Source organism: Kribbella sp. NPDC023972, assembly GCF_040639075.1.
GTDB lineage: Bacteria > Actinomycetota > Actinomycetes > Propionibacteriales > Kribbellaceae > Kribbella.
Genome location: NZ_JBEZZH010000004.1, coordinates 276854 through 294678, shown reverse-complemented (window position 1 = coordinate 294678; position 17825 = coordinate 276854). Strand labels below are relative to the sequence as shown.

At 68.9% G+C, this 17825-nt stretch carries 18 protein-coding genes and 1 riboswitch; of the genes, 14 read left to right on the top strand and 4 right to left on the bottom strand.

What is annotated here, in order from left to right:
- Nucleotides 1-42: 42 nt before the first annotated feature.
- The 4 genes from AB0F43_RS18535 to AB0F43_RS18520 all read left to right on the top strand — a co-directional run bounded on the left by AB0F43_RS18535 (nucleotide 43) and on the right by AB0F43_RS18520 (nucleotide 3697).
- Nucleotides 43-876 (top strand): hypothetical protein, encoded by an 834-nt coding sequence (locus AB0F43_RS18535; protein WP_360477675.1) that lies wholly within the window; start codon nucleotides 43-45, stop codon nucleotides 874-876.
- Nucleotides 873-1535 (top strand): alpha/beta hydrolase, encoded by a 663-nt coding sequence (locus tag AB0F43_RS18530; RefSeq protein ID WP_360477672.1) that lies wholly within the window; start codon nucleotides 873-875, stop codon nucleotides 1533-1535. The genes AB0F43_RS18535 and AB0F43_RS18530 overlap by 4 nt, the downstream gene beginning before the upstream one ends.
- Before the next feature lie 20 nt (nucleotides 1536-1555).
- Nucleotides 1556-1668: riboswitch (TPP riboswitch) on the top strand.
- Entirely contained in the window at nucleotides 1662-2990 is a 1329-nt protein-coding gene (locus tag AB0F43_RS18525; RefSeq protein ID WP_360477669.1) for a cytosine permease, read from the top strand. It overlaps the preceding riboswitch by 7 nt.
- 26 nt (nucleotides 2991-3016) lie before the next feature.
- On the top strand, nucleotides 3017-3697 hold the full coding sequence (locus AB0F43_RS18520) for a methyltransferase domain-containing protein (RefSeq protein WP_360477666.1): 681 nt from the start codon (nucleotides 3017-3019) through the stop codon (nucleotides 3695-3697).
- Nucleotides 3698-3853: 156 nt separating this feature from the next.
- Here the strand turns inward: AB0F43_RS18520 and AB0F43_RS18515 are convergent, their stop codons facing one another.
- Together AB0F43_RS18515 and AB0F43_RS18510 are read right to left on the bottom strand one after the other, a co-directional pair.
- Nucleotides 3854-4420 carry a methylated-DNA--[protein]-cysteine S-methyltransferase gene (locus AB0F43_RS18515; RefSeq protein ID WP_360477663.1) on the bottom strand — a complete coding sequence of 189 codons (567 nt, stop codon included), beginning with the start codon at nucleotides 4418-4420 and terminating at the stop codon, nucleotides 3854-3856.
- Nucleotides 4413-4910: a sigma-70 family RNA polymerase sigma factor gene (locus tag AB0F43_RS18510; RefSeq protein ID WP_360477660.1), complete on the bottom strand. Its 498-nt coding sequence runs from the start codon at nucleotides 4908-4910 to the stop codon at nucleotides 4413-4415. The genes AB0F43_RS18515 and AB0F43_RS18510 overlap by 8 nt, the downstream gene beginning before the upstream one ends.
- Nucleotides 4911-5215: 305 nt before the next feature.
- Here AB0F43_RS18510 and AB0F43_RS18505 point away from each other — a divergent pair, with 305 nt between their 5' ends.
- The 5 genes from AB0F43_RS18505 to AB0F43_RS18485 all read left to right on the top strand — a co-directional run bounded on the left by AB0F43_RS18505 (nucleotide 5216) and on the right by AB0F43_RS18485 (nucleotide 9797).
- The gene (locus AB0F43_RS18505; RefSeq protein WP_360477657.1) at nucleotides 5216-5761 is read left to right on the top strand and encodes a flavin reductase family protein; all 546 of its coding nucleotides are present in this window, start codon (nucleotides 5216-5218) and stop codon (nucleotides 5759-5761) included.
- Nucleotides 5754-6815: an ABC transporter substrate-binding protein gene (locus tag AB0F43_RS18500; RefSeq protein ID WP_360477653.1), complete on the top strand. Its 1062-nt coding sequence runs from the start codon at nucleotides 5754-5756 to the stop codon at nucleotides 6813-6815. Before AB0F43_RS18505 ends, AB0F43_RS18500 begins: the two co-directional genes overlap by 8 nt.
- A complete protein-coding gene (locus AB0F43_RS18495; protein WP_360477650.1) occupies nucleotides 6812-7651 on the top strand; it encodes an ABC transporter permease in 840 nt (279 codons plus the stop codon). The genes AB0F43_RS18500 and AB0F43_RS18495 overlap by 4 nt, the downstream gene beginning before the upstream one ends.
- Nucleotides 7652-7767: 116 nt before the next feature.
- Nucleotides 7768-8457, top strand: coding sequence for an ABC transporter ATP-binding protein (locus AB0F43_RS18490; RefSeq protein ID WP_360477647.1), 690 nt, complete (start codon nucleotides 7768-7770; stop codon nucleotides 8455-8457).
- Nucleotides 8454-9797: an LLM class flavin-dependent oxidoreductase gene (locus AB0F43_RS18485; protein WP_360477645.1), complete on the top strand. Its 1344-nt coding sequence runs from the start codon at nucleotides 8454-8456 to the stop codon at nucleotides 9795-9797. The genes AB0F43_RS18490 and AB0F43_RS18485 overlap by 4 nt, the downstream gene beginning before the upstream one ends.
- A 19-nt stretch (nucleotides 9798-9816) precedes the next feature.
- On the opposite strand, the gene AB0F43_RS18480 is transcribed toward AB0F43_RS18485, so the two are convergent.
- Complete coding sequence (locus AB0F43_RS18480; RefSeq protein WP_360477643.1) at nucleotides 9817-10815, bottom strand: zinc-binding dehydrogenase; 999 nt, start codon at nucleotides 10813-10815, stop codon at nucleotides 9817-9819.
- Nucleotides 10816-10943: 128 nt separating this feature from the next.
- Here AB0F43_RS18480 and AB0F43_RS18475 point away from each other — a divergent pair, with 128 nt between their 5' ends.
- The 3 genes from AB0F43_RS18475 to AB0F43_RS18465 all read left to right on the top strand — a co-directional run bounded on the left by AB0F43_RS18475 (nucleotide 10944) and on the right by AB0F43_RS18465 (nucleotide 13563).
- Nucleotides 10944-11813 (top strand): glycerophosphodiester phosphodiesterase family protein, encoded by an 870-nt coding sequence (locus AB0F43_RS18475; protein ID WP_360477640.1) that lies wholly within the window; start codon nucleotides 10944-10946, stop codon nucleotides 11811-11813.
- A gap of 332 nt (nucleotides 11814-12145) precedes the next feature.
- Nucleotides 12146-12535: an ATP-binding protein gene (locus AB0F43_RS18470; protein ID WP_360477638.1), complete on the top strand. Its 390-nt coding sequence runs from the start codon at nucleotides 12146-12148 to the stop codon at nucleotides 12533-12535.
- A gap of 59 nt (nucleotides 12536-12594) precedes the next feature.
- Nucleotides 12595-13563, top strand: a complete 969-nt coding sequence (locus AB0F43_RS18465) for a DUF5926 family protein (RefSeq protein ID WP_360477635.1) — start codon at nucleotides 12595-12597, stop codon at nucleotides 13561-13563.
- A gap of 304 nt (nucleotides 13564-13867) precedes the next feature.
- Here the strand turns inward: AB0F43_RS18465 and AB0F43_RS18460 are convergent, their stop codons facing one another.
- Complete coding sequence (locus AB0F43_RS18460; RefSeq protein ID WP_360477633.1) at nucleotides 13868-15085, bottom strand: arginine deiminase; 1218 nt, start codon at nucleotides 15083-15085, stop codon at nucleotides 13868-13870.
- Between the two features lie 267 nt (nucleotides 15086-15352).
- On the opposite strand from AB0F43_RS18460, the gene AB0F43_RS18455 reads away from it, so the two are divergent.
- The gene (locus tag AB0F43_RS18455) at nucleotides 15353-16141 is read left to right on the top strand and encodes a glycosyltransferase (RefSeq protein ID WP_360477630.1); all 789 of its coding nucleotides are present in this window, start codon (nucleotides 15353-15355) and stop codon (nucleotides 16139-16141) included.
- Complete coding sequence (locus AB0F43_RS18450) at nucleotides 16138-17715, top strand: DUF2029 domain-containing protein (protein WP_360477627.1); 1578 nt, start codon at nucleotides 16138-16140, stop codon at nucleotides 17713-17715. Before AB0F43_RS18455 ends, AB0F43_RS18450 begins: the two co-directional genes overlap by 4 nt.
- The last annotated feature ends 110 nt before the right edge of the window (nucleotides 17716-17825 follow it).

Here is a 17825-nt window from a genome sequence, read left to right as displayed (position 1 = left end):
GCCTCGTTCGTGAGAAGCTGAGTCCGAGGGGAGGAAGCAGCGATGTCGTCACAGGATTTCCCGACGTACGGCCGCGGTGAGCAGCCGGAGCAGCCGCCCGAGGAGCACCACTACGCCCCGCCCACGCCGTACGGCGGCAGCACCTACGGCTCCCCGCCCTCCGGGCAACCCCAGCCTGGCGCCTACGCCCAACCACAGTCGTACGGCTCCCCACCCGGCCAGTACGGCGTACCGCCGCAACCACCACCACCCGGCGGACCGGCCTACACCCAGCCACCCAACTACCGGCCAGGCTCCCCGTATGGCCCGCCCGCGCACCCACAGCAGCACGAGCTCCCTCAGTACGGGCGGGAGTTGCCCGTCGCACCTCGCGATCCCCGCGCGGCCCGCGTCGTGCTGCTTGCCGCGATCCTCGCCGGCGTCTACGGCCTGCTGGTGCTCTCGGTTCAGCGGGTGGCCCTGCGCGAGATCTCCCAGGCCCCGGGTTCCGCACTCAACCACCCGCTCCGTACGGACGTCATCGACACGATCGGCCAGTTGCTGATGCTCCTGGTCGGTGTGGCCGCGATCGCGATGTGGGCGCGCGACGTACTGGCCCGCCGCCGGGTCGGACGCGAGATCGACCCGATCGAGCTCGGCGGCCTGCTGCTGGTCGGGGTGTCAGTGGTACCGATCCTGATCTGGCTGGTGATGGTCCTGTCCACCGGTATGGGTGCCATCGACGACACGCTCGATCGGCTGCCGACGGCGTACGGCTGGGGTGGTATCGGCCTGCTGATCCTCGCCGCGGGCTTCCTGCTCGGCTACCGGGAGCTGAAGCCGCCGGTCGCCAACCCGGTCGTCCAGGCGCCGCCGGCCCGCCCGCCCTGGGAGTGAGCATCCCGATCGTCCTGGTCCCGGGCCTCGGCCTCGGGCCCAAGTCGTACGCACCCACGGTCGAGCACCTCATCACGCCGTACCAGATCGTCACCCTGCCCGGGTACGGCGAACCCGCCGGGCCAGGTGACGACCTGCGACCACAAGCTCTTGGTACGGCGGTCGCCGAAAAGATGCGGGAGCGGTCGGTCCTGGTCGGGCACTCGGCCGGCTGCCAGATCGTCGTCGAGACCGCGGTCGCCTACCCCGAGCTGGTCCATGCGCTGGTCCTGGTCGCTCCGACCGGAGACGTCCGTGCGGCGAGCTGGCGCGACCTGGTGGCCCGCTGGCTGGGCTCGGCCGCCCCGGAGTCGCCTCGGCTGATCCCGGCGCTCGCCCCGCAATACGCCCGTACGACGCTCTCCACCATCGCCCGGGCAGTGGAAGCAGCCCGGCACCACGATCTGGCTGGGGTGATCACCCGGGTGAAGGCGCCGATCCTGATCGTGCGCTGCCGCCATGACCACCTGTCGCCGGCCGAGTGGACGGACCGGCTGGCCGAGCTCACCCACGCTGAGGCCCGGACCCTGGCCACCGGCTCGCACATGCCGGTGCTGACCAACGGTCCCGAGCTGGCCGCTCTCATCCAGCGGGCAGCCGCTGCACCGGGCCGAACCTGAAGCGCTATCGTTGACGCGGTAACAACCTCTGCGGGAGCTCGCACCATGCGCGGGCTGAGAGGGCGACGCTGGGTCGCCGACCGCCTGAACCTGACCGGGTAATGCCGGCGTAGGGAGCAGGTCACCATGACCAGTACTGCTGTTCGTCCTGTCAACCAGACCGAGGCGCCGCTCGTCCTCACCACGGACACACCGCGCACTCTCGGCTTTCTCGACCAGTTCACCCTCTGGGGGAACCTCGGCATCTCGCTGTTCGGCCCGGTGACCGGTGCGCTCGTCGCGGCGTACACAGGCTCGCTGGCCCAGGGGCTGCTCGCGGTCGTGGTTGGTTGCGGGATCGGAGCGCTGGTGCTCGGCGGTGCGGCCGTGTTCGGTTCGCACACCGGAGCGCCGGCGATGGCGAGTCTGCGCGGCCTGTTCGGCCGACGCGGTTCGATGGCGCCGACGGTGCTGAACATCGCGCAGAACGTCGGCTGGGCGACGATGGAGATCATCGTCATCTCCCAGGCCGCGGTGGCGGTGACGAGTGAGCGCTGGCGCTGGCTGTTCGTCGTACTGGCCGGCGTGATCGCCACGGCGATGGCGGTCCGGCCACTGGGCAGCGTGAGGTTGCTGCGCAAGTTCATGGTCTGGCTGGTGCTGATCGCGTCGGTCTACTTGTTCGTGCAGGTGCTCAGCAAGCCGGTGCAGGATTTGCCGCAGGACGGTGTCTTCGGCTTCTGGCCGGCCGTCGACCTCGCTGCCGCCGGTGTGGTGTCGTTCGCACCGCTCGCCGCCGACTACACCCGCCACTCGCGCACGAACAAGGCTGCCTTCGCCGGATCGTCGCTCGGCTACGGGATCGCGGCGATCGTCTACTACGCGCTCGGCGTGTTCGCGGTGGCGACGTTGGGTACCAACAGCGCGGACGTGATCACCGCACTCGTCACGCTGCCGGCCGGTGCGATCGCGCTGTTCGTGCTGCTGGTGGACGAGGTCGACGAGGCCTACGCGAACGTCTACTCCACCACGATGGCCGCGCACAACCTGGTCGGTCACATCGACCGGCGGTGGATCTCGATCGCCATCGGCGTACTCGCCACCGGTCTCGCCCTGTTGGTTGACCTGGGCAACTACACGCAGTTCCTCTATCTGATCGGCTCGGTCTTCATCCCGCTGTTCGCGGTCGCGATCGCCGACTTCTTCGTGGTCAGCAAGATGAACTGGGACGTCTCCGGTACGGCGCGCTTCCGCTGGCAGCCGGCCGTCGCCTGGCTGATCGGCTTCATCGCGTACCAGTTGGTCAACCCCGGCACGGTGTCCGGCTGGTCGCCGTTCTGGCTCGATCTTCAGCAGCGCCTCTTCGCCGGCCAGCCCGTGCCCGGCTGGCTCGGCGCGACGTACACGTCGATCGTGATCTCGATGCTGGCCGCGATCGGGCTCGGCCGGATCGGGCGCCGACCGCTGGACAACTGACCCGGAGTAACCGGGATACTTGCGCAATGCTGAACTCCGCACTGCGCAGCCGGGCCGAGTACGCGGAACTGGGGGCCGACGGGCTGGCCGCGCGCACCACGCCCGAGCGGGACGCGGCGACCGTGAAGGCTGTCGAGGAGCTGCTGGACGGCCGCGAGTCGGTGCTCGACCTGTGTTGCGGGTACGGCCGGATCGCGCTGCCGCTCCGCCGGGCCGGCAAGGTCGTGCGTGCTCTCGACATCTCGCCGAACCTGATCGAGGCCGGCAAGGCGAAGGCGGACGAGGAGGAGTTGTCGATCGACTGGGCGATTGGCTCGATGACCGACCTGCCCTACAAGTGGGACTCGTTCGACGCGGTGATCTGCCTGTGGACGGCGTTCCACGAACTGTTCGCCGAGGACGAGCAGATCTCCACGATCTGCGAGATCTCCCGGGTCCTCAAGCCTGGCGGGCTGGCGATCATCGAGGGCCCGGTCTGGGGTCCGGCGACGGCGGCCGAGATCGCCAACGGGATGCGCCAGGGGCCGGAGCACCGGATCGTCACCACCGAGCACTTCGGCACCAGCAGCGTGCACTTCATCCACGACGAGATCAGCTACGGCCGGCTCTGCGCGGCCGCCGGAATCGAGGACTACAAGGTCTACAAACGGGACTGGGGCGGCCGCCGCCGGCTCATCCTGGAGATCAGGCACCCCGGAGCTGACTGACGCGTCAGATTCTTGAGCTGACCGCATTTCCGGAACCTTTCACCGGCCCCGGATCTCCTTGCAGGCAAGGGAAAACAAGAAGCAGATCCCCACTCCACACTGGGGATCTGCTCCTTGTTCCTTCAGTCTAAATCCCTTCTCGAGTCGGCGGGAAACTCAGCTTTTCGATTCCAGATTCAGCAGGAATCGCTTCGCTTCCAGCCCGCCGGCGTACCCGGTGAGTGCTCCGCTCGAGCCGATCACCCGGTGGCAGGGCAGCACGACGCACACCGGGTTCGCGCCCAGCGCCGTACCGACTGCCCGGGCCGCCTTGGGCTTGTGGATCTCCCCGGCCAGCTGCCCGTACGTCGTCGTACGTCCGTAGCTGGTGTGTGCCGGCAGGTCGGTCAGCACGAGTCGCTGGAACGGCGTCGCGAGCGCGAGATCCACCTCCAGCTCGAACTCGTGCCGGCGGCCGGCCAGGTACTCGTCGAGTTGCCGCCGTACGTCGTCCAGCGCCCGGGGCTGCCGGAGTACGCGCGGGGACACGGCCTTGGCGAGGCGGTTGGTCATGGTCTCCTCGTCACCGAAGGAGCTGGCCACGACCCGGCCGTTCGCGGTCGCGAGCAGCAGGGTGCCGATCGGGGTGTCGTGCAGGGTGTAGGCGACGTCGGCGGTAGGGAAGACCGGTGGTCTGAGGTCGGGTGCGGTGAGCCGGCCCAGCCGGCTCTCGAGGTCAGTCATCGTTCACTCCGAGTTTGGTGCGCAAGGTCGCGAGCGCGTCGCTGACGAGCCGTCGCGACGCGGCAGGCGTGGTGTCCAGGGCGGCGGCCACGCCGTGGTGGTCCAGGTCGCCGACGTACTTGAGCGTGACGGCGAAGCGTTGGCGTTCGGGCAGGTTGTTCACGGCCTGCCAGAGGTCGGGATCCGGCCAGTCCGCGGCGTCCGGGCCGTCGACGGCCACCGGCGGAGCTTCGTCGAGCGGGCTTTGTGGTCTGCGCGCCCGGTGCAGGTCGGTGGCGCAGCGGGCCGTGATGGTCAGGAGCCAGCTGCGGAGGTTCTTCGCCGAGGTGAGCTCGGGGTAGGCGGCGAAGGCTTTCTCCCAGGCCCGCTGGGCCACGTCGTCACCGTCCACCGGCCCGGCGAGCGCCCGCGCCAGCCGCGCCACGTCCCGCCAGTGCGCGTCGACCAGCGCCTGGAAGGGTGGCAGCGCAACCTTCTTCTCCGTAGCCATCACGTCAGTAGAACGCATGCCGGCCAACGGATGTGAGGGTGCCTGGTCCGGATCCCGAGATTGTGCAGTTACTCAGTAGACTTTGATGCGAAGATTGCTGACATGACGACGACCCTGCTCACCCGCCGTCGCGTCATCGATCTCCTGCGGACGGCGAGCGCCACCTGTCGGTGACCTCTTGACCCGTTGTCCCGGCGGAAGTCCCGCCGTACGAGGCCTCTGAACCGCCTCCCACTCCTCGCCCGGTCGTGGTGCTTCCTGCTGCCCACCGCCGGTCGTCCCTGCCCCGATTCCGAGGGAGAGACATGTCTGTTCCCGCATTGTCCGTCGTACCCGACCGTCTGGAGGAGCGGACCGTCGACGCCGACGTCTACCGGTCCGTCTTCCGTCGCCACGCCGCCGGTGTCGTGGTGATCACCGCGGAGGCCGGCCACGGTCCGGCCGGGTTCACCGCCACCTCACTGGTCTCGGTCAGCCTGCTGCCGCCACTGGTCTCGTTCGCGATCGCCACCAGTGCGTCCAGTTGGCCCACCGTCAGCAAGACCGGCAGCGTGGTGATCAACTTCCTGTCGGCCGACCAGCAGGCCATCGCCGGCCGGTTCGCCACCAGTGGCATCGACCGGTTCGCCGAGCCGACCCGCTGGTCCAGGCTCCGCACCGGTGAGCCGGTCCTCGACGACGCGCCGAGCTTCCTGCGCGCCCAGGTCGAGCACCGCTTCGCCGTCGGCGACCACTACCTGGTCGTCGCCCGCCTCACCACCCATTCCGAACGACGTGAGCACGAGCCGTTGCTGTACCACGACGGCCGCTACGCCACCGCCACTCCGCACCCGAAGGCCCATCATGTCTAGGACCCGCACGTACGCCGTACTGACCGCAGCACTCGCCATCGTTGCCCTGGTGACCGGCTGCGGCGGTGACGCCCAGGCCGGAGGCAGCGCCGCCGCCAAGCTCGCACTCGACGCTCCACTGCCCACCACCGTCCCGGACGGCGTGAAGATCGTCGTCGGCGATCCCACCACCCAGAAGGCGCTGGAGCTGTCCGGCCAGCTCGACAAGGTGTCGAAGTTCGTCCAGTTCGCCAACCTCAGCGGCGGTCCGCAGACCACCGAGGCGTTCCGGGCGAAGGCTCTCGACGTCGGTTCGGTCGCGGAGATCCCGCCGATCCACGCGACCTGGACCGGTCTGCACGTCAGGATCGTCGCCTCCAAGTTCCGCCAGGACCCGCTGAACCACCCGATCTACGAGCTCGGCATCGCTCCGGGTACGACGGTCAAGACGCTGGCGGACCTGCGCGGCAAGAAGATCGCCTACAGCCCGGGCCAGGCGCAGGGCGCGCTCATCCTCAAGGTGCTGAAGAAGGCCGGGCTGACCAAGGAGGACGTGCAGCTGGTCGAGCTGCCCAGCACCGGCGACGTGTACTCGCAGGCGCTGGCCGGCAAGCAGGTCGAGGTCGCTCCGATCGGCGGCGTACAGATCAAGCGGTACCTGGGCAAGTACGGCAAGGACGGCGCCACCACGATCGACCACGGGCTGCGCGACGACGCCGGCCACCTCTACGTAGCCACCGAGTCACTCGAGGACTCCGGCAAGGCCGCCGCGATCCGCGCGTACGTCGCCGCCTGGGGCGTCGCCCAGGAGTGGATCGACAAGCACCCTCGCGAGTGGATCGAGGGGTACTACGTGAAGGACCAAGGGCTGACCGAAGCCGACGGGCAATGGCTGGTCGAGAACGCCGGTCATCCGGACATCAGCGCCGACTGGAGCGACGCGATCCAGCGTCAGCAGGAGACGATCGAGCTACTCGCCAAGGAGACCGGCAACCCGGTGATCCAGGCCAAGGATCTCTACGACCTGCGGTTCCAGACCGTCGCCGCCGACGCGATCAAGGGAGCCGTGAAATGAGCGCCACCACTCTGCCCGGCCTGCGCACCCAGCAGGTGGCCGGGACGCCCGTCGTACGACGTCGAAGGCTCGGGCCAGGCCAGCCGATCAAGTTCGGCGCCGTCCTGGGACCGGTTCTGCTGCTGGTGATCTGGAGCATCGGATCCGCCACCGGCTGGCTCGACGAGCGGGTCCTGTCGGCTCCGTGGACGGTCGTCACCACGGCCGGCGACCTGATCGCCGACGGCCGGTTGCAGTCGAACCTGTGGACCTCCACCCAGCGGGCCTTCATCGGACTCGGTTTGGGCATCGTGCTGGGCGTCGTACTCGCGCTGATCTCCGGTCTGTCCCGGCTCGGTGAGGCGATCCTGGACGGGCCGATCCAGATCAAGCGGGCGATCCCGTCGCTGGCGCTGCTGCCGCTGCTGATCCTGTGGCTCGGCATCGGCGAGTCGATGAAGATCGTCACCATCCTGCTCGGCGTGTTCGTGCCGATCTACATCCACACCCACAACGGGCTGCGCACCATCGACGCCCGGTACGTCGAGCTCGCCCAGACCGTCGGGTTGTCGCACTGGGACTTCATCCGCCGGGTGGTCCTGCCGGGTGCGCTGCCCGGATTCCTGCTCGGCCTGCGGTTCGCCGTCACCGGCGCCTGGTTGTCGCTGGTCGTCGTCGAGCAGATCAACTCCACCAGTGGTATCGGCTACATGATGGAGCTGGCCCGGACCTACGGACAGACCGACATCATCATCGTCGGCCTCGTCCTGTACGGCGTACTAGGCCTGCTGTCCGACGGCGCCGTCCGCCTGATTCAAAGGAAGGCCCTGTCATGGCGCCGCACACTGGACTCCTGACGGTGCACATGGCCGCGCCTTCGGCACGGCGGGTCATGGGGCCTTGGCTCCCGGCCTTCCCTCGTCGTTCCAGTCGCTTCGCTCCCTCCACTCCTCAGTCCAGGCCGGGAGGCCCCATGACCGTCCAGGTGCGTGAGTTGGTGCGGCGGTACGACGAGCGAGCTGTCCTGGATGGTGTCGACCTGGACATCGCGCCGGGGGAGTTCGTGGCGTTGCTCGGGAAGAGCGGGTCGGGCAAGAGCACCTTGCTGCGGGCGCTGGCCGGGCTCGACTCCGGTGTCGACGGATCCGGCGAACTGGTTGTGCCGGGCAACGTGTCCGTTGTCTTCCAGGATTCACGGTTGTTGCCGTGGGCAAGGGTGTTGGACAACGTCCTCCTTGGGTTGGCCGGTGCTTCGGAGCGCGGGCGGACCAGCTTGGCCGAGGTCGGTCTGGCGGGTCGGGAGAACGCGTGGCCGAACGAGTTGTCGGGTGGCGAGCAGCAGCGGGTCGCGTTGGCGCGGTCGCTGGTGCGAGAGCCGGAGTTGCTGCTCGCGGACGAGCCGTTCGGGGCGCTCGACGCGCTCACCCGGCTGAAGATGCATGTATTGCTGCGAAAACTCTGCGCGGCACATCAGCCCGCCGTACTGCTGGTGACCCATGACGTGGACGAAGCGATCGTCCTGGCCGACCGGGTGATAGTGCTCGACGAAGGGAAGATCGTCGCTTCCGAGTCGATCTCGTTGAGCACACCGCGCAGTCCGGCCGATCCAGGTTTTGCCGCCGTACGCGAGCGGCTTCTCGATGCATTGGGGGTTTCATTGTGAGCAGGCAATTGCACCTGAACGCATTTCTGATGAGCACCGGGCACCACGAGGCATCGTGGCGACTGCCGGAGAGCAATCCGTTCGCCAACGTTGACGTCGAGCACTACCGGGAGCTCGCGCGGATCGCCGAGCGCGGGAAGCTCGACTCGGTCTTCTTCGCGGACTCACCGGTGCTGTTCGGAGACGTCGGCCGTCGGCCGGCCGGCTCGCTGGAACCGACGGTGCTGCTCACCGCGATCGCCGCGGTCACCTCGCGGATCGGGCTGATCGCGACCGCGTCGACGACGTACAACGAGCCGTTCAACCTGGCCAGGCGGTTCGCCAGCGTCGATCATGTCAGTGGCGGGCGCGCGGGCTGGAACGTGGTGACCACGGCCGGCCCGGAGGCGGCGAGGAACTTCAACCTGGCCGACCAGCCGGCCCACGCCGAGCGGTACGAGCGGGCCGCGGAGTTCCTCGAGGTCGCGTACAAGTTGTGGGACTCGTGGCAGGACGACGCTCCGATCGCCGACAAGTCGTCCGGCGTCTGGGCCTTGAACGACCGGGTGGTGCCGATCGACCACGTCGGCCGGCATTTCCAGGTCCGCGGGCCGCTCAACCTGCCGCGGTCGCCGCAGGGGCATCCGCTGATCGTGCAGGCCGGCTCGTCGGAGGACGGCAAGGGCCTTGCCGCCCGGTACGCCGAGGCTGTGTTCACCGCGCAGCAGACACTGGAGGACGCGCAAGCGTTCTATCGCGACCTGAAAGCGCGGACCGCGGCTCTCGGTCGCGATCCGTCGACTCTGCTGATCCTGCCGGGGATCGTGCCGGTGATCGGCGGGACGGTCGAGGAGGCGCGGGCGTTGGAGCAGGAGCTGGACTCGTTGATCCGGCCCGAGTACGCGCGGCTGCAGCTGGCGCGCACGTTGCGGGTGAAGCCGGAGGATCTGCCGTTCGACCAGCAGTTGCCGGCCGGCCTGCCGGACGAGGACGAGATCGAAGGTGCGAAGAGCCGCTACACCCTGATCGTCACGCTGGCGCGGCGGGAGAAGCTGACCGTCCGCGAGCTGATCGGCCGGCTGGGTGGTGGCCGTGGGCACCGAACCTTCAGCGGTACGCCGGAACAGGTGGCGGACGCGATCCAGGACTGGTTCGAGACCGGCGCGGCCGACGGGTTCAACATCATGCCCGCCGTGCTGCCTTCCGGGCTGACCGCGTTCGTGGACCAGGTGGTGCCGATCCTGCAGCAGCGTGGAATGTTCCGGACCGAGTACGCCGGGACAACCCTGCGGGACCACTACGGTCTGGCTCGCCCGGCCGGGCGCCGTACGTCCACCTCGTCGGAGGCGGCCACGGCCTGAGGCACTGGCGTCGGCCCCGTCAGGTGGTGGGGCCGACGCCAGTTCTGACCACCAGCTTCCCGACCGCGGCACCGTCCTGCATGATGCGGTGCGCCTCGCCGATCTGCTCCATCGTGAACACGCGATCGATCCGGATCGGAAGCTTGCCGTCGGCCACCAAGTCGACGTACCGCTGGAACGCTGCCGCGGGCAGGTCGGTGCTCTCCCCGCCGTACGCCGTCAGGCGGACACCGTTGGGCAAGTAGCCGATCGGGTAGAAGTCCGGGATCGTCCAGTTGTCGCTGAGCATGCCGGTGAAGCACACGGTGCCGTGGATCGCGGTCGCCTGAAGCGTGTCCGGCAGGACATTCGTCCCGATCAGCTCGAGGGCCGCGTTCACGCCGGCTGGGACGATCTCCCGGACCCTGGCGGCGATGTTGCCATCGTCAACGATCGGGTAGTCGACGCCGAGGTCGCTGAGAACCTTTGTCCGCTGAGGATTCCGGGTCGTCGAGAACACGGTCAGGCCGTGTTCTTTCGCGATCGCCGCAGCGGCCACTCCGACGGACGACGTACCGCCGCGGATGAGCAGCGTCTGCCCGGGTTCGATCGCCAGGCCGGTGTGCAGCGACCCGTGCGCGGTCTGCAGCATCTCCGGCAGCGCGCCGAGCGTGGCCCAGTCCAGGTCGGTCTCGACCGGGATCACCGACGACACGGGTACGACGGTGTACTCGGCGTACCCGCCGTCGTACTCCCGGCCCATCCCGCCCATCATCGCGACCACCTGCTGTCCGGGTTCGAACTCGCCACCAGGTGCGAGGTCGATCGTGCCGGCCGCCTCGATCCCGGGGATGACCGGGAAGCGCGCGTTGGTCGCCAGGCCGGCGCGGAGGTGGTACTCCGAACGGTTCAACCCGAACGCCTCCACCTTGATCCGCACCCAGCCGGGTCCAGGATCCGGCACCGGCACCGGCACCCGTCGTACCCGCAGGTCCTCCGGCTCGCCCGGCCCGTCCAGCACCACCGCCCGCATCTCCATGCGCCCATCCTCGCGTCCTGGTCCGACGGTCTGCCGGGCTGGTCCGGAGCGCAGGTGTCAGCAATCGTTTTCCACGCCTGGCGTGGCCGCGTGACGCGCTCACTTGGGCCCGTGACAGAGTTGTCCTCATGGGGCAGACCTTGTCCGGAAAGGGCCCACGCGTGGTGGCCCATCGCGGCTCTAGCGACATCAGTCCCGAGCACACGCTGGCGGCGTACCGTCAAGCAGTCGACGCGGGGGCGGACGGCCTCGAATGCGATGTCCGGCTCACCGCCGACGGACACCTGGTCTGCGTGCACGACCGGCGGATCGAGCGCACCTCCAACGGCCGTGGCGTGCTGTCCACGATGAGTCTGGAGGAGCTCGAGGCCTTCGACTGGGGGTCCTGGAAGAACCCGTGGGCCGATCTCGACGAGGACGCCGAGCTGCCGAGTCCCGACGTACGCAAGGTGCTGACGCTGGAGGAGTTGCTGTCCACAGTCCGCGACGCCGGCCGCCCGCTCGAGCTGGCGATCGAGACCAAGCACCCCACCCGGTACGCCGGCCTGGTCGAGCGCCGCCTGATCGAAGCCCTCGACCGCTACGGGTGGGCGCATCCCAAGGTCGGCACCGAGTCCCCTGCCCGGGTGATGAGCTTCTCCTGGCTGTCCCTGCGCCGGATGCGGACGATGGCGCCCGGCCTACGGACCGTTCTGCTGATGGACCGCGTCCCGCTCCGGTTCCGCGACGGCTCCCTGCCCACCGGGGTCTCGTACACCGGCCCGAGCCTGGAGATCGTCACCGCCCACCCGGAGTACGTCGACCGCGCGCACAAGCACGGCCACCAGGTCCACGTCTGGACCGCCAACGCCGACGCCGACATCCGCCACTGCCGCGACCTCGGCGTCGACGCCATCATCACCGACCGCCCCGAAGCCGCCCTGAAAGTCCTCGCCGAACCCCCGGCTCCACCCCTCCCCTCCTTCACTTTCCCGCCAAAACGCCGCCCCGCCTCCTGAACGCTGCGTCGTTCGCTGAACCGAACTCGCTCTGTGACATCTTCGCTGCGCTCTGGCGTTCAGGTGTCATGAGTTTGGAGGCGTGTGCGACGGGTCACCGGGGGTGAGTGAGGGCATGGTGCGGATGCGTAGTGGTGCGAATGCGTGCGGTTATTGCAACGTTCAATTCCGTCGATTTCGTCTCGGTTTCTTGGCTAAACGTGTGAACTTCGGCGGCAGTATGTAACGGAATACGCGCGGGTGTTTTCCCGGGCTGGAAGTGGGCAGAAGTGGTTATGGCTGTTCCGATGATGAGGAGACCTTGCTTGTCCTCCGCGACCCTGCCTGCTGACGTGAGCGTTGTGGACGTCGTACTGCCGCACGAAGTGTCTGCGGTAGCGGATGCCCGTCGCCGTCTGGCCGCCTACCTCAAGCGCTTCCGGGTCGCCCAAACCGCCCGTGACGACGCCCAGCTCGTCCTGTCCGAACTGCTCTCGAACGCGATCCGGTACGCGCCGCCGCTGCCCGCCGGCGAGGTCCGCGCCGCCTGGTGGATCGACAAGGCCGGTATCCACGTCGAGGTGACCGACGGCTGCGGCGACACCGAACCGCAGCGCATCAGCGACGCCCACCCCGAGTCCATCGGTGGTCGCGGCCTGGCCATCGTCGACGTCCTCACCTCTGCCTGGGGCGTCCGCACCGCCTCCAACCACCGCACTGTCCACGCGATCATCCCGAGCTGACCCCACCCGCCCGGTTTCCGGTTGGATGTTCGGGGTGGAGGGCTGCAAGACTGCGGGGTATGGGAAAGAAGTCGCGGCAGCGCGCGAAGAACACGACGACCGTCACGCTGGACCCGGCCGACCTGGTGGATGTCGGGCCGCGCGAGCCGTGCCCGTGCGGGTCGGGGAAGCGCTTCAAGCAGTGCCACGGGCGGGAGCGGGCGCAGACGGCGGACTCGTTCGTGGTGCGGCCGTTCGAGGGTCTGCCGGCCGAGTGTGACCTGATCGCGTTCCGTGAGATCGTCCCGGCGGGTACGGCGCAGGTCGAGCTGGCCGGCGAGAACGCGGGCAAGGTGGTCAACCTCGTCACCCTGCTGCCGATGGCGATGCCGGGACTGGTACGCGACGACGAGTCGATCTGGATCGGCCTGCAGACGCACGCGTCGTCCGGTGACCCGAGCCGCGACCTCGGGCACGCGATCACCGCGGCGCTGACGACCGAGCCGGGCAACCCGATCCAGCTGGGCGACCTGCTGAAGGACGGTCCGCGGCTGCAGGACCTGATCGACACCTCGAAGCCGATCGAGGTCAAGGTGCACGAGGGGTTCGACTTCTGGGTCGGCGAGAACGTCGATGACCCGACGGGCGAGGTCGCCGCCGGCCTGGAGCGGGCGAACGCGGCAGCCGCCCCGACCGTGCGTCTCGAGTCGGTGGAGGCGGCCTACTGGACGCAGATCGGCGACCGGCGGTATCTGCGCTGGGTGATGCCGCACAGTGAGGACACGCTGCTGGATGCGCTGGCCCGTCTGCATGCGGCCGGCTCGTCCGCTCTGACCGAAGGCAGCCGGCTGATCGGTTCCTTCCGTGCCCTCGGCGTACTCGCGCCGGTCTGGGAGCTCCCTGCCGACGCCGAAGCCGCCGACGTGGAAAAGCCGGCCGCCGACTTCGCCGTGGCCCTCGAGAAGGCGCTTGCCACCGGAGCGCCACTCAGCACCCAAGAACGCGCCGCCCGGGCGGGTCTGGCCAGCCGCCAGCTCACCATCCGCTGACCCAGCTCCACCCGGCACCCGGTCGTGCGGCAGCACGGCCGGGTGTTTCGTGTGCCCGATTAGATGCGATGGGCAACCGATGTGGTCTAGGCCGATCGGGGCCTTGGGCAAGGGATGGGTTCGGGAGGCTGGAAATGCCTGCTACCGGGGAGAAAGTGGACGGCCCAAGTCCTGCTGACGGGGGAGCAACAGGGCCTGGGCCTAGGCATGAAGAGTACTCAGGTTGGTCTTCCGCCACAAGCCCCGATTTCACTCCGCGTGTCGTTGGGCTCACGTGGCCGGCGGAGTAGACCAATTGGCGCTCTCAGACCCCGGCCAGCGGGGCGCGGAGGACCGGACAGGACATGCAGCGAGGACCACCCCGACCGGAGCCGAGCTCGGAACCGGAGATGCGGATGACCTCGATCCCGGACTCCTCCAGGCGCGCGTTCGTCTCCACTGTGCGCTCGTAGGCGATGCACACCCGCGGCGCGACCGCGAGCGTGTTGTTCCCGTCGTCCCACTGCTCGCGCTCGGCGGTGACTGGGTCCAGACCGGTGTCGATGCGCCGGAGTGTGTCGATGCCGAGGGCCTTCGCCGCCGCTACCAGGAAGGGCTCGGGCTCGGCAACGTACAACTTCTCGCCGTCGGTGGTGACCGCGTGCGCGCGCATCTCCTCGGCCATGTTCGGATACATCAGCACGGCGTCGACGTCGACCATCGTGCAGACGGTGTCGAGGTGCATCGTCGCGCGCTGCTGGGCGATCGGCACCGCGAGCACGGTGTGCGCCAGATCCTTCGCGAACACGCGCCGCGCCAGCCGCTCGACCCCCGCCGGTGTCGTTCGCTCACCGACACCGACAGCGAGTACGCCGGGACCGAGCGCGAGGACGTCACCGCCTTCGACGTGTTCGAGCTGGTGGCCGTACACCGTGTCCGCCCCGGCGAACCGCGGATGGAAGGTGTAGATCAGCTCGGTCAGCTGCGTCTCGCGCACCCGGGCCGGCATCGCGAGCGAGGTGACCGCGACCGAGTCCCGGATCCACACACTCGAGTCGCGGGTGAACAGCAGGTTCGGCAACGGGTCGATCAGGAAGTCCTCATGGGCCAGCAGTGACGTGACCAGACCGCCGGCCCGGACCTCGTCGTTCCGGACGCCGGCCATCAGCGCTTCGGCCAGTCCCGCCGGATCGAGGTCGCTCAGTGCCAGGTGGAGGTAGTCGCGCAGCGTGTCGCCGAGCCGGAGATCCGCGGTGGCCCCGGTGACCGCGAGCGACCGAGCCTCGGGGTCGCTCAGCGCCTCCGCCAGCAGCTCGCCGAGGTACAGCACCTCGACATCGCGGTCGCGCAGCACCTGCGCGAACGCGTCGTGCTCGTCCTGCGCCCGGCCGACCCACGGGATGCCGTCGAACAGCAGTTTGTCGTTGTTCCGCGGAGTCAGCCGGCGGAGCTCGTTGCCCGGCCGGTGCAGCATCACGGTCCGCAGCGGCCCGACCTCGCTGTCGACGCCGTACGCCTGGTCGACTCCCTGAGCCTCGGTCATCCGCCTGTCCCTTCTCCGGTCGTCCCAACCACGCTACGGCAGCCGCGTCCTACGCGCGGAGTGCCGCTCCAATGTGTCTGATTGTCCGACAATATCCCTCAACCTCCAAACTCGGGGCCGGACAGCGGCCGGCTCTCGGCAGAGAAGATGCCGTGATCGGCGTCCCGGGCTCCGAGGTTTTCCACAGGTCGTTCGAAAGGACGAGATATCCACAGCCGCCGGAACTGACGAGGTCGATCGGCTGCGAAGGAACTAGGCTGCGGTGCTGTGTCCGGTCATGACCTGCCTTCCGAGCCGTTCGAGCGAGCCGTCGCCTGTGTGATCCCGGCGAAGGACGAAGCGGACCGGATCGCGGCCACGGTGGACGCGGTGCACAAGATCATCGGGGTGGACCTGGTCGTGGTCGTGGACGACGGCTCGGCGGACGGTACGGCGGAGGCCGCCGAGCGCGCCGGGGCGGTCGTCGTCCGGCACGAGCGGAACCGGGGGAAGGCGGCGGCGATGGAGACCGGAGCGGCGGCGGTCGCGGAGCGGGACGGTGCGCGAGCGCGGCACCTGCTCTTCCTCGACGCCGACCTGACCGACTCCGCGACCGCGGCGGCGCCGCTGATCGAGCCGGTGCAGACCGGCAGGGCGGACATGACCATCGGGACGCTGCCGGTCCAGGTGCGCGCGGACGGCGCCAAGGCCGGCGGGCACGGGTTCGTCGTCCGGCTGGCGCGGGCGGGGATCGAGGAGGCGACCGGCTGGGCGCCGGAGCAACCGCTGTCCGGTCAGCGCTGCCTGAGCCGGGTCGCGTTCGACGCCGCGGTGCCGCTCGCGGCCGGCTTCGGCGTCGAGACCGCGCTGAGCATCGACCTCGGCCGGAAGGGCTTCCGCATCCTCGAGGTGCCGATCGACGTCAAGCACCGGGCCACCGGCACGGATCTGCGCGGTCAACTGCACCGCGGCCGTCAGTACCTGCACGTACGCCGCGCCCTCGCCGCGCGCAGCGCCCTGCCCGCGACGGGCGGTCTGTCGCTGCGCAGTCTGTTCCCGCGGAAGTCGTCCCAATGAGTGCCAGCGATTCCGGCGACACCAGCATCGAGACGACCGACCAGCGGCTGGCGCAGCGTTACGGCCGCCGTGCGGTCGCGCTGTATCTAGCCTGTACGACGCTCATCGTCGCGGCCGGCCTGCTCGGCCCGTCCGTGGTCGTGCTGACATTGACGAACCGGCACGCCTGGCTTCCGTCGTACTGGTTCGACACGAAGCCGAACGACTGGCTCGTGACGACGATGATCTACGTCGCCATCCTGCTCGGTGGGTACGGCGTCTTCCTGGCGACCAGGGCACTGAAACACGGCTGGGCGCCGCGGATCGACCGTTTGATTGCCCTGGGCATAGGTACGACGGCGGCCATCACGCTGGTCCCGCCGATGGCATCCGGTGACGTCCTGATCTACGCGGCGTACGGCCGGATCATGTCGCTCGGCGGCGACCCGTACACGACCGCGCCGGCGGACACGATCCGGCTCGGGTACGACCCGGTGATCGCGGCGACCGAGCGGCCGTGGCAGGGCGCGCGCAGCGTCTACGGGCCGATCGCGACCTGGATCCAGTGGATCTCGTCGCTGGTCGGCGGCGACTCGATGCAGCTGACGGTCTGGATGCTGCAGCTGTCGGTCGCGATCAGCCTGGTCGTCACCGGGTTGCTGCTGCTCAAGCTGGTCGGGCCCAACCTGCCGAACCGCCGGCGCGTGGTCATGCTCGGCCTGGCGAACCCGTTGATCCTGTGGACGGTCCTGGCCGGCGCGCACAACGACGCGATCGCGGTGATGTTCGCGGTGATGGCGCTGGTGCTGTTCCGCAGGCACGTGTTCTGGGCGGGCATCCTGATCGGCGTCGCGGGCTGCACCAAGCTGTCGATCGGCCTGGTCGGCGTCGCGATGTTGTGGGCGCTGCACACGGACCGGCGGAAGGCTGCGATCTTCTGCGGTGGTGGCGCGCTGGCGATGGGTGGTCTGTACGCGTTCGTCGGCCTGCAGGCGTTCCAGCAGGCGCGCTCGCAGACGTCGTTCATCTCCACCGGTACGCCGCACAAGGTGCTGCTGAGCTTCTTCGACCTGTTCCTGCCGGGCGCGCTGGTCCGGACGTTCCTGGCGATCATCGCGTGGCTCGGGCTTGTGGTCGTCGCGATCCTGCTCTCCCAGGTGTTCCCGAAGTCACTGGTGCCGCAGACGCACCCGGACGACCCGACGCCGGCCGCCATCCGGTACACCGCGATCTATGCGATCGCCTGGATCTTGACCGCCATGTACTCGCTGCCCTGGTACGACCTGATCGCCTGGGTCGCGCTGGCGGCGGTCGCGGCGTCGAAGGTGGACGGGCTCATGGTGGTCCGTACGACGATGCTCGCGATCGCGTACGTCCCCGGGCGAGATCCGAACGCACGCCAGGTTGCCGCGAGCCTGTCCGACTCGCTGGAGTGGTTCAGTGCCCGCTTGCGCGACACGATCTGCCCGGCCATCGAGCTGGCGGTCCTGATCGGCCTGATCGTCTGGGCGCGCCGCGGTGGTGCTCAGTGGTGGCCGTACGACTGGCCGCGCCGTCGGCAGAAAACCATGCCGGAAGAAGCCCAAGCACATTAGTCTCGCCGGGTAAAGAAACTGGTGGGGGCGGGGCGTCATGCTGTCAGTGGCCGTGTCAGGGCGCTGGCGGTTCGATGTCAGGCCGGGCCGCGATCGTTTGGCTCATGAAC